The organism is Planctomycetaceae bacterium, from assembly GCA_041398825.1.
Taxonomy (GTDB): domain Bacteria; phylum Planctomycetota; class Planctomycetia; order Planctomycetales; family Planctomycetaceae; genus F1-80-MAGs062.
This window is the reverse complement of sequence record JAWKTX010000005.1, coordinates 382,519-394,257: the sequence shown is the minus strand read 5'-3', so window position 1 is coordinate 394,257 and position 11,739 is coordinate 382,519. Positions and strand designations below refer to the sequence as shown.

Annotated in this window: 8 protein-coding genes; 2 read left to right on the top strand and 6 right to left on the bottom strand. The window is 53.6% G+C overall.

The window, feature by feature from the left end:
* Positions 1-64: 64 nt before the first annotated feature.
* The 4 genes from R3C20_11855 to R3C20_11840 form a co-directional block, all read right to left on the bottom strand.
* Positions 65-958 carry a uracil-DNA glycosylase gene (locus R3C20_11855; GenBank protein ID MEZ6041195.1) on the bottom strand — a complete coding sequence of 298 codons (894 nt, stop codon included), beginning with the start codon at positions 956-958 and terminating at the stop codon, positions 65-67.
* Between the two features lie 372 nt (positions 959-1,330).
* Entirely contained in the window at positions 1,331-2,011 is a 681-nt protein-coding gene (locus R3C20_11850; protein ID MEZ6041194.1) for a response regulator transcription factor, read from the bottom strand.
* A complete protein-coding gene (locus tag R3C20_11845) occupies positions 2,008-3,819 on the bottom strand; it encodes a HAMP domain-containing sensor histidine kinase (protein ID MEZ6041193.1) in 1,812 nt (603 codons plus the stop codon). Before R3C20_11845 ends, R3C20_11850 begins: the two co-directional genes overlap by 4 nt.
* Before the next feature lie 144 nt (positions 3,820-3,963).
* Complete coding sequence (locus R3C20_11840) at positions 3,964-5,409, bottom strand: VWA domain-containing protein (GenBank protein ID MEZ6041192.1); 1,446 nt, start codon at positions 5,407-5,409, stop codon at positions 3,964-3,966.
* Positions 5,410-5,711: 302 nt separating this feature from the next.
* Here R3C20_11840 and R3C20_11835 point away from each other — a divergent pair, with 302 nt between their 5' ends.
* A complete protein-coding gene (locus R3C20_11835; protein ID MEZ6041191.1) occupies positions 5,712-7,343 on the top strand; it encodes a formylmethanofuran dehydrogenase subunit A in 1,632 nt (543 codons plus the stop codon).
* Here R3C20_11835 and R3C20_11830 read toward each other — a convergent pair.
* On the bottom strand, positions 7,337-8,881 hold the full coding sequence (locus tag R3C20_11830; GenBank protein MEZ6041190.1) for a DUF4080 domain-containing protein: 1,545 nt from the start codon (positions 8,879-8,881) through the stop codon (positions 7,337-7,339). The genes R3C20_11835 and R3C20_11830 overlap by 7 nt on opposite strands.
* A gap of 457 nt (positions 8,882-9,338) precedes the next feature.
* Here R3C20_11830 and R3C20_11825 point away from each other — a divergent pair, with 457 nt between their 5' ends.
* Positions 9,339-9,557, top strand: a complete 219-nt coding sequence (locus tag R3C20_11825; protein ID MEZ6041189.1) for a hypothetical protein — start codon at positions 9,339-9,341, stop codon at positions 9,555-9,557.
* 263 nt (positions 9,558-9,820) lie between these two features.
* Here R3C20_11825 and R3C20_11820 read toward each other — a convergent pair whose 3' ends face one another.
* Entirely contained in the window at positions 9,821-11,677 is a 1,857-nt protein-coding gene (locus R3C20_11820) for a hypothetical protein (protein MEZ6041188.1), read from the bottom strand.
* Positions 11,678-11,739: the final 62 nt, after the last annotated feature.

The window sequence follows — 11,739 nt, the reverse complement described above, 5'->3', positions numbered from 1 at the left end:
GGGGGTAACGGAATATTGTATTGCCGGACCTGAAACGGCGGGAACAATCGCAGGAGAAATTCAATTAAAGTTCGACACCCATGTCTCGCATCAGAAGCTTCATGTCTTCCCAGACCAGCGTTTTTGCATTCGGATTTCGCAGCAGGTAAGACGGATGGTAGGTACAAAGGACTTTGATGTCATCCTGGTCGAGATGACGGTATTCCAGAAACTGCCCCCGCAATTTTCCGATGGGCCGTTTTTCGTTTAACAGATTCTGAGCCGCCACGCTTCCCCAGCAAACGATGTACTCTGGCTTCACGATGTGAATCTGAGCGTCCAGATATTCGCGGCAGTTGGCAGCTTCCTGAGGCAGTGGTGTTCGGTTTCCAGGAGGACGACATCGCAATACGTTGCAGATGTAGATCTCATCGCGCTTAAGCTTGCAGGCCGTGATGATCTTGTTCAGCAACTGTCCCGCCTCACCAACAAAAGGTTCTCCCTGCTTATCTTCTGTCGCGCCGGGGGCCTCCCCGATAAACATAATCCTCGCATCCGGGTTACCAACACCAAACACCGTTTGCTTGCGTGTGCTGGCAAGCTGTTCACATCTTTTGCACTGGGCGACCAGTCCCGCGACCGCACAAAGGGCCTCGGTTTTCTCCTGCGCGGATTCGAATGACTGACTCGTGATAGTAATGGTTTCGGGATGAGCTTCTGGTCTCGCCACACCGTGCCCATCGATCTCCGCTTTGGAAAACAGAGCGCCTGGCGATCGAGCTCCGGAAGCAGGCGGGCTGGTTGAGGAAAGTGTTGCCGCCGGGCCGGTCTTTGCTCCCCCAACTGGACGATTCGGGGGGCCCGGACGACCAGCAGTGGGGCGTGCCGGAACAGCCTGCGGAATCACACGCGGAAGATGTGTCACACCTCGAGCCGACAAGTGTCGCAGAATCTGAGCAATCGCTCGCTTGGTATTCATGTTCGATGAAGCCCGGGAACCCAAAGTGCTGTCCGTTGGCAGTCCATTGAAAAATCATCCGAAAGGCAACCCGAAGTGATAGCGAGGGACGTTGTCACAGGCTTTCACGAGACGCCCCCCTCGCTGCGGCGTTGCGTATCTTTTTGAACGGGCTGCCGATCGCAGCATGGTACCACGTTTGCAAGAGGATCTCATGCCTTTCGTCGGAAGAACAAAGGCATTAGGGCAAACAGAGTTCCCGGTATTCGGCAACATGTCCCGCCCACGTTCATAGCTTCCGAAGACGCTACCGTGTGCTCGTCGACATGTAGCGTCCCAATGCCCGGGAACGCAATCGCGGCTGGCTGTGGTCACGGCTGGAACCGGAACTCATCAGGGATCGAATCGATAGCCAACACCGTGTACTGTTTGGATCAGTAGCGGTTTGCGAGGGTCGATTTCGATTCTCTTACGGAGTTGTGAGACATGCTGGTCCAGCGTGCGACTGTTTGGAAAGTGATCTTCTCCCCACGCGTAGTTGAAGATCTCATTCCGGCCGAGTGCTTTTCCGGGGTTGTTGGCAAGCAACTGCAGGATGGAGACATCCCGGGGACTCAGATCGATGACTTCATCACCGCGTTTCGCTCGCAGTTCAGAGGGCAGAATCACCAGGTCACCCATTTGAAAATGAGAGGGCCTGGACTCCAGATTTGCATAACAACGTCGTGCGACGGCTCTTACACGCGCAATGACTTCGCGCACGCTGAACGGCTTTGTGATAAAGTCATCCGCGCCCATGTCGAAGCCCGTCAGACGATCCAGTTCTTCCGACTTCGCGCTGATAAAGATGATGGGGACGTTCGGAGACTGCCTTCGGATCGCCCGACAGGCCTCATATCCGCTCTGACTGGGCATCATCACATCCAGACAGACAAAATGCGGCTTGTGCCGTTCGAATTCCGAAATCGCCTGAACGCCATCGCAGGCCGAAATCACATCGAAACCTTCGGTCGACAGCAGCTCAACCAAACCTTCGCGCGTAAACCGATCGTCATCTGCTACCAGCACTTTCATTCTACTTCTTCCTGTCTCTCGTCTGATGACGGATCGCTGGCTCGCCTGCCGGACGCAAATTGTTTGATCGTCGCCTGAAACCAGCAACCACGGTCATGATTCATCAGCCTGAGATCTCCGCCGTGCAGCTGAGCCAGCTCCCTGGCAATCGAGAGTCCAATTCCGGTTCCGGCTGCATAGCTGACGCTGTTGGAAAGGCGAGCAAATGGTTCGAAGACAGCCGTTCGCCTGGACGGATCAATTCCCGGACCGGCATCTTTCACATCAATCGTGATAGATTCGCCCACCACACTGGTGCTGATATCCAGCAACCCGCCGGCGGCTGCATATTTTTCAACATTGCTGATCAGGTTTCCCAGAATCTGTTCCAGGCAATCGGCATCAAACCAGACGGGATCATTCTGGCTGCACTGCAGGCGCACATCGATATTCTGATCTGCCATTGCAGGCCGAAATCGATCCACAATTTGTTCGACCACAATACCGGGAGACTGAAGCTGCGGCTGAACCTGAAGAGTTCTGCGTTGCTGCTGGGCAAATGTCAGAACGTTCCCGATCAGACGGCTTAACCGCTGTCCTTCAGACAAAATTACACTCAGGCGCCGTCGTGGTTTCTCCGTTTCCGCCGATTCCAGGTGGTCAAGATCCTGATCCAGCAGTTCGGCGTACAGGCGAATATTTGTCAGAGGTGTCTTCAGTTCGTGGGAGACCTGATTAACAAAGCTCACCTGCTGAGCTGCCAATCGCATGTCGCGTTTGTATTCACGGACGAACAGAAAGCCGCAGACGAACAGTGTCAGCGCGACGGCAATCAATACGGCCCACAGGCTCAGAAACGTGCTGCCACCCGTACCCAACGTTAGTTGTTGCTGAGCCACAAAACACTGCAGTCGCCACGGCGACAGGGGCGCTGCAACCGGAATTTCGCAGAATGCCGTTTCGCCGGTTTGGGGTTCATAGGAACCCCATTGGTAAACGGTTTCGCCGGATTCGCTGACCAGTCGGATTCTTGTTTCCAGCGTTCGATCTTCGGCGCCCCGATCCGGCATCGTGTCAGGCAGCTGAGCAATCAGATCGGCCATCCATCGTGCTCTTTCCAGAGCTCCCCCAACGATGTCGCCGGACGGTCGACGTTGCCAGTAAATCAGATTCACACCGCGATCCCAGTACCAGACAAACCATCCCTTCGATTCTTTAAACTGTTCCAGAGTCTGGACCGGCATTTGCTGATAGGCCGAATTCATGATGTCCTTCGCGCTGACCGCCCACTGATCAGCCACTGCCTCCTGAGGCGACGTTCGAGACGTATTCTGGCCAGGGCTAATGGTTCCCTGGTTTCGTGAATTCGATCGGGTCTTGCCCTGCGGAGCGTCAGCACTTGTTTGTTCTGTTCGAATGACGGCTTCTTTCAGGTCCTGTCCCGTAAACATCTTGGCAGCTTCAATGAGAAACATTCGTTCATTGCCATTGAGCGGCCCGCTGGATTCCATTGGATCGGGGTAAATCAACTGCCCCCTGGGGCTGAGGATAAACAGTTGCAGGAGGCGAGGCTGTTTCCGATGGATTTGCCGCAGTTCGTCCACAGCGTAGCGATCGATGTTTGTTGTCGTGGCCAGGTCGCGTTCGACACTTTCGAAGTAGACGGCAATGCTGCCGTTGACATCCTGAAGGCGATCCTCAAGAAGCTGGCGGAATCGTTGCCGGACAACAACGTGCTCATTTTCCGCGATGCGCACCATCGCCCATCCAAGCGCTGCAAGGGGCACCACAAGAATCAGCACGATCAGGATGATGGAATTTCGCTTCATGTTGATGGATGTTAGCGAGCCACTGGTGGTTCATGAAAGAAGCTCGGCCCCTGGATTGCGGGCCGAGCATCTGGCAGAACGGTCATGGGTAGGCAGGCAGGATGCTCATCACTGAGTGTTGACCTGTCACCAGGTGTCAGTCTGTCACGGATTGTTGACCTGAGACGGATCGCTGGGCCGTTGTGATTGCTGGCCTGGCTCCGGAAGACTGACTTCCAGTCGCTGCTGAGTGTCGGCTCCGATCTGGTAACCACGAAGGCTTTTGCGGAATCGGGAGGTGGCATCCTTGTCACCTGTCGTTTCTGCACATTTCAGATCGAACAACTGTGTGGCATTCTGAGTGGCGTAGTACATCAGCTTGTCACTGTTTTCCGGACACTTCATGGCCTCAAGACGGAGATATTTTACGTTTCCTTCCAGGCACTGCCGACACATTTCCAGGTTACCCTGATCAAGGTACATGGTGGCCAGCTTGCTTTGTTCGCTGGAAACGAGCAGAACAACGTCGGCCATCACTGCAGAATTGACGCTTTCAGAAACCTGCTTTTCATCGGTGCTGAATTCGCATTTTGCTGTGGCGGATAACTTATCCTGTTCGTGTGTCTTCATATTTGCGTAGGTCACAGAGACGGTTGCCAGGTCCAGCCGGGTCGCTTCTTCAGACGCTGGAACTTCTATTTCAACAGCCAGGTAGCGATCCTGGTCGCTGTAGACCTGAGCAAGCTGAGTAACAATCTTTTGTCCTGTGATGTCGGCATCACTGCCCAGGACGCGTATGGGGCGGATGCCTTCGGGCAGGTTTACGCGAATCTCAATTTCCTGAGCGACAACCGACAAAGCGTCGTTGAATTCGTTTCGGAAAACATCTGCCAGTTCCGCGGCATCTTCAATAAACAAATGATTCCCGCCACTGCTGCCAGCCAGTTGCACCATGAGATCTTCGTTGTACCCAAGCCCCAGTCCCAGCGTCGATACAGTGATGTTCTCTTTGATCAGGGACTTTCCCAGATTGCCAAGTTCTCCGGGCGAAGATGGCCCGACGTTGGCCATACCGTCGGACAACAGGATCACACGGTTGACTCGCTCCTTGTCCAGAAACTTTCGAACCTCTGCCGCGCCTTTGCTGACACCGGCAAAGAGTGCGGTATTGCCATCGGCCCCGATGCTTCTGATGCGGTCAATGATTTCCAACTTGTCGGTGAGTTTCGTGGCGGGTACCAGAACGTGGACGGTCGAATCGTAGGTAAGAATTGACACAATATCCGTTGGCTGCAGTAGTCCAATGGCATCAATTGCCGCTTCCTGCGCACGACGTATTTTCTCTCCGCGCATCGATCCCGACTTGTCCAGAACGATCGCCAGGTTGACCCCCGGTCGCTTCTTATCGGAATCCAGAGTGAACCCCTTCAGTCCTACGCGAATCCATTCGTTATGTTTTTCCCCGGCCTTCAACACGTTGCGGGCCGGCGATACAGACAGCGTCAACTGATCCGAAGCGGTCGCCGCGACAGGCGCACCCAGCAGCAGGAGTAAGAACGACCAGCAACGGAAGCAGTGTTTTGGCGAATTTGAGACGCGAAGAGAAATCATCTGGCAACTCCTTTGATGTAGGTCATTTCTGGCATTCCGCGTTTCTCGCGGACGTCAACGTTATTAGATGCCGAATGTCCAAAGTCGTGGTCAGCGACCTGTAAGAAGTTTGTCAGAAAAATGTCAGTGTGAATCCATCCAGCAAATCCGTCCGGCGAACAGATTCGGTGGATTCATCCTGCTTTTCTCGCCATCTCCGTGTGAATACGAATCTGTGTCGCGTCTTTTGCTCCGTCCGTCTACCATTTGGCCTCATGCGATCGTTTGTTGCGAGATCGCCCCTGCTGAAGGTAAGAGATTTCATGTTAAGAATTACTGGCGGAAAAGTTTACGACCCTGCGAATGGTATTGACGGAATCGTCAGGGATATCTGCATCGACGACCATGGTCGCATTGTGGAATCTGTCGACGGCGGGCGCACAATCGACGCTACAGGTATGATCATTTTTCCGGGAGGCGTTGACGTCCACACGCATGTCGCTGGCGGAGCGATCAATTTTGCCCGAGCAATGACTCCTGAAGATCATCGACGAGTTCAGGCATTTATTCGCACAAAGTCTCGTCGCAGTGGCCTTGGCGGGATGGCGCCGACAACGTTTGCCACCGGTTATCTTTATGCCGGAATGGGCTTCACAACGGTAAACGAAGCAGCCGTGCCTGTACTTTCAGCTCGCCACACCCACGAAGAACTCGCGGATATCCCCATCGTCGACAAATCGACGCTGACTCTGATGGCCAACAACGAAATCATGCTGGACCAGCTTCAGGCGGGCGAATACGAACGTGCGAAAAGTGTTGTTGCCTGGTACATCTGGGCGGCCAAGTCGTATGGTGTCAAAGCCGTCAACCCCGGCGGTGTCACGGCCTGGAAGTGGGGGAAGGATGCCAAACAACTCAACGATCCCATCGAAGGTTACAGCAGCCTGACGCCGGGAAAGATCGTCAGCCAGCTCGCTCAGATTTGCGAAGAACTGGGTTTGCCACATCCGATGCACCTTCACTGCAACAATCTGGGGGCTCCCGGCAATATCTCCACGACCATTGATACGCTGAAGAATCTGGAAGGCCGCCGAGCCCACATCGCTCATTCGCAGTACCATGCTTATGGAGGTGACGACTGGGACACGATGTGTTCTGCAACTGCCGAGCTGGCCGAATACTTTAACACGCACAGGAACGTCACCACCGATGCCGGGGCCGTCCTGTTTGGCGATACCGTGACTATCACAGCTGATGGCCCGTGGCAGCATCTGCTCTACAAATTAACCGGTCGCAAGTGGGGCAACCTCGACGTCGAAAATGAAACCGGCTGCGGCATCGTGCCCTATACGTATCGTCCCAGCAATCTTGTGAATGCGGTCCAGTGGGCCAGTGGGCTGGAATTGATGCTTCTGATCAAAGATCCGTGGCAGGTCTTCCTGTCAACAGACCATCCAAATGGTGGTTGTTTCTGGCGGTATCCGGAAATCATCAAGCTGCTGATGTGCGCAGATTTTCGAAATGAATGTATCAAACAGCTGCCCGACAAGATCAAGGGGAAGATTACCCTTCCGGAAGTGACTCGTGAATACACGCTGTACGAAGTTGCAACCGCTATGTCTGCAGGTCCCGCACGAGCACTGGGGCTGCATTCGAAAGGCAACCTGGGTGTTGGATGTGACGCGGATATCGTCATTTACGACGAGGACACCACCGATGTAGCTCGCATGTTCAGCCATCCCCGCTACGTGATCAAAGCGGGAGAAATCGTGATCGAAGAAGGCGACATTCGCGAAACGCCGCATGGCCGCGAATTTCTGGTGAAGCCACCGATGGACCCGAAAATCGATGACTTTATGCGGCCGCTGTTCGAAGAATGCTACACGATGTCGTTCGAAAACTACCCCGTCGAAATCAGCCGCATTGAGAATGCCGACCTGCGGGAATGTCAATGATTGAGCTCGTTGTGTCTTGCCTGCCGTGAGGGCAATCGGGAGCCTGATGGTTCGTCCGGAACGGCTTTGCTGACGTCCTGTTTCTTCAGATCAAAGCGACGCAGAAAGGCCGGTGTATCGCGTCGGTGGCGTGAATAGTCGGCCCAGAGAGTTTCGGCAACCTGCTGTTCCGGAATTTGCAGCTCCGTAGTCAGGAATTCAAAAACTCGCTCAAACAAACGAATGAGTGCGATACCGTGCCGTCGTTGTTCGCGTTCGTAGATCCATTCCGACAACTGAACCATTCGCTCGAAAGCGGATGTGCCATCGGGAATCAGGAGCCTCAGAGTCTGACCAAAATTGCCGCTGTTCCCGATCAGATCCCAGAATCGAGCGAACCTTCGAAGCTGGTGAATCTGTTCGAAAGTCAGAAGCCGATTATTCAGGATCTCGTAGGGCGGATGCATGCTGTAGACCATCTGCCAGTCGTTGTCATGACGTACGATCGGCGTGCCCCGAAGTCGTTTCAGAATACCAACCTGAATTTCCTGAGGACGCAGCTCGAAGAGGTGATCGAAGCCGCTCGCAAAACTTTGCCAGTCTTCTCCCGGAAGCCCGATGATCAGGTCGGCATGAATATGAACCCCGGTTTGCCCACGCAGCCATCGAAAATTGTCTGCCAGTTTCAGGTTGTCCTGCTGACGACTGATCAGGCGACCGGCCTCTTCATTGAAAGTCTGAACGCCAATTTCAAACTGGAGAGATCCTGCAGGAAACTGCTGAATCAGGTCGCGCAAAGATTCCGGAAGTCGATCCGGGATCATTTCAAAATGCAGAAACATTCCCGGCTGATATCGTTCCAGAAAGAATCGCAGAATCTCGCGACTGATTCGCAGATTCAGATTAAAGGTGCGATCAACAAATTTGAACTGCCGAGCCCCGCGGTCCAGCAGTGACTGCATGGCAGTAAGAAACAGATCCAGTTCCACCATCCGAACCGGGATCTCCAGAGCCGACAGACAAAATTCGCAGGTGAAAGGACAGCCGCGAGATACTTCCACATAGATGACGCGGTGGGCAATGTCGTCTGCAGAATAAAGACCGTAGGGCAATTGAAGTTCGGTCATCTGCGGCAGGACGGCCTGCTGAATCTTTTCGACCGGCGGGTTCCCCGAAAGTATGCGGCGGCATAACGAGGAGAAGGCCAGATCAGCTTCTCCACAGATCACATAATCTGCGTAGTGGATGATGGTCTGGTCAGCGGTTTCATAGCTGACTTCGGGTCCACCCAGCACAATAATCACCTCAGGCCTCAATCGTTTGAGATCGGCCACAAGCTGCGTCAGAGGCTGAACATTCCAGATGTATACCCCCAGCCCGACAATCACCGGATTCTGCTCCAGGATGCAGGCAAGAACATCAACAATGCTGTCCTGAATCACAAATTCCATCAACCGGGTTTGCTCAGTCAGCTCCCCCATATTCGCCAGCAGGTAACGCAAACCAAACGACGTGTGGCTGTAGCGGGCATTCATGGTGGCAAGTACGATGGAATCCATTTGTGATTCGTGCAGCCTCCGGTGGTTATCTTGCTGAACGTGCGGCCGACGGCCACGCTTTCATCAAACAAAATGTTTGCACTGCCCTTAGTTTGGCGATGCATTCGCGGCTTCAAAGTTCGTTTCTTCAACCGGCAGTTCTAGTTGGCTGAGTGAATTCAGGGTAGCCTGGATATGCAATTCCATCAGAATCTCACGATTCGAAGATCACATCGACACGCAACCGGTCTGACTGAGTTCAATGGAATCGTATTCCGCACGACAACCCCGTCATCCCCGGATAATGGATCTGACCGAATTCCGTGTTTGCTTCGTTTCGCTGTTACCTTCAGGATTGCAGATTCGACTACAATTTTCCGGCTCCTGTTCGCTGATTCAGGCCCTCAGAAACAAGATCGCAGCAGCGTGGAGCGTCCCTGGACTGCATAACAAGGTTACCTCTGAAATCAGGTGTGCAATGTTTTTTTGGCTGCGCGAGATTGCTGGCTGGGCATTGGTGGCCATCGCCCTGTTTCTGATCAACATTGGTCTGAGCTACGTCACAGACATGCAGGAACCCCGGGTTGTTGAAGCGGCCGTTGTAATGTTTGTCGGAACGTCCGTGATGCGAGCTGGCATCCTGCTGGTCCGAGTGAGCACAGCTGCCAGAGCCTGCCGACTGGATCGAGATGCCTGAATGGGCGAAGCGATTTCAGAAGTCTGTTTCGCCAGCAGACAGTAGTGACGGTGGCGGCAGACGCTCGAAGATCAGATTCTGGAGCAGGATTCGTCAGCAATCAGGAACCCTTGCTTCGCCCAGAATTCTTACACCTTTGGTTACGTGCTGAGGTCCGTGTCGTCCCAGCTGACGCCATCGGAGATCGCCCACGTCAATGCATGCCGACGTTCGTGAATCGCACCACCGTCTCGTACTTTCAGTACGGCTTCTCTTTCGAATATTTAATCTGCGTATATCACATTGCAATTCGGCAGTGCCTTTATCAGTTGAACAACTGCGGGTGTCATTCGCATGTCGAAGACATCGCGGCTGCCAGCGAGTGGTGTTGCATAGACGATCAGCTCTTTGAGATTCTTCAGTCGTGACAGTGCGCTCACGGACGCCGCAGTCACATTGACGTGTGCCAGGTTCAACGAAACGAGTCCTGGATGATTCAAGGCAAGCTGCTCAATCCCGGTGTCGGTCACATCCGTTGAACGAAGGCTGAGATGCCGCAGCGTTGCGAACCGTTTCAACGATTCGATTCCAGCATCAGAAACCGCACCGTCGTTGATGTTCAGTGTCTCTAGATGTGCGAGGTCCGGCAGATTTCGAAGGGCTTCATCATTCATCTGTAACACGGTAAGCGATTGAAGCTCCGGGCAACCTGCTAAGTGTTTTGCACCATCACCGGAAAGGCGAATCCGAAGTGCCAGGGTTTGCAGTTGCGAACAGTTCTGCAAATGGACCAGCACGCGGTCATCAAGGACGTTCTCTCCCCAGTCCCCGGAATTCCACAAATCCTGTTTCAGGATTCGAAGTTTCGATAATCCCGCAATGTGACGGAAGCTGTCGTTCGTTGCTGAGTGCGGCATCGCCAACTCTTCAAGGTTGGCGAGCGATGCAACGGGCGCAAGTTGTTCATCGGTGAGTCCTGCCCCAGAAAGCAGCAGCGTTTTTATGCCTGATGAGTTTTCTGTGATTCTCAGCACCACGTCGGGTTGAATCGGCAATAGCGTATTTTTGAACAGACGCAGGCTATGGATTTGTCCAAGAATTTCGGAAGCTCTCGCTTTGCCTTTTGAACCAACAGAATCCATTGCGTAAAGAAGGGCGATACGTGCTTCATCCTGGATGACGCCGGGGGAGTCTTTTCTCGCTTCAAATGCTCGATAAAGATCGTCCGTTGCCGAATCCGCAGCCGGTCCGATTGCCGCCAGAGCAATTGCAGCAGCGATCAAGACATTTCCATCGCCACTGTCGAGGGACCTCCGGATCGTCGGCACCGCCGGTGCGGCATCGACACCAAACGCACCCAAAGCCCGCAGAATGTACTCGGTCCATTCCGGAGATTTTGACAGAGCACCTATGAGTTTTGGAACACACAGATCCGGGCGGTGATGAATCTTCTCCAGAGCGTGCGAAGCGATGAGAGTTCGATGTTTACCGGCATCCAGTTGCACAAGGATCGCTGGGATTGCCGATTCAGCGCGGGGGCCCAGATTTCCAAGTCCCTCCATGGCAAATCTGGCAATGTCATATGAACGGTCGTTGATTGTCGCTTTCAGCAGTTCGACGACTTCTATCTGTTGTTCGTCAGGTAGAAATGGACCGATGTCTGCAATCGCGATTGTTGCCCAGCGTCTCGTTTCGTCAGGACCATTTCCCTGAATGATTTGCTTCAATGGCTGAAATGCTTCAGCCAGCAAGGGCGATTTGAACGTCAGATGAGCGATTCCCTCCGCTGCGGCCTGCTTTTCGAAGTCACTATTTTTGCCAAGCATTGAGACGAGTGGCTCGATGGCAGGTTCAAATTCCGGCGGCGCATCGAACGGAATTCCCATGGCGGCGGGAATTCGGATTCTTGCATCATCGCTATTTAGATCGGCGACCAATAAAGCAATGTCATATTGATTGCCGCTATTCGCATTACGAAGGCGGTACTTCCCAGGATTGCTAACACGTCGCAGATCACTTTCAATATCCGACACACTCGTGCCACTTGTCAAGCTCTGGCCGTTCGGCGCACTCTCAGATGAACAGCCTGCCCCAAACCAGATACTGCTCAACGCGATCGTCACGACCAATGCTCGCAACATCTTCCGCCCCTTTTCACGCAACGCCTGGTGGATAACTGAACCCTGCCAACGCATGACGAAGA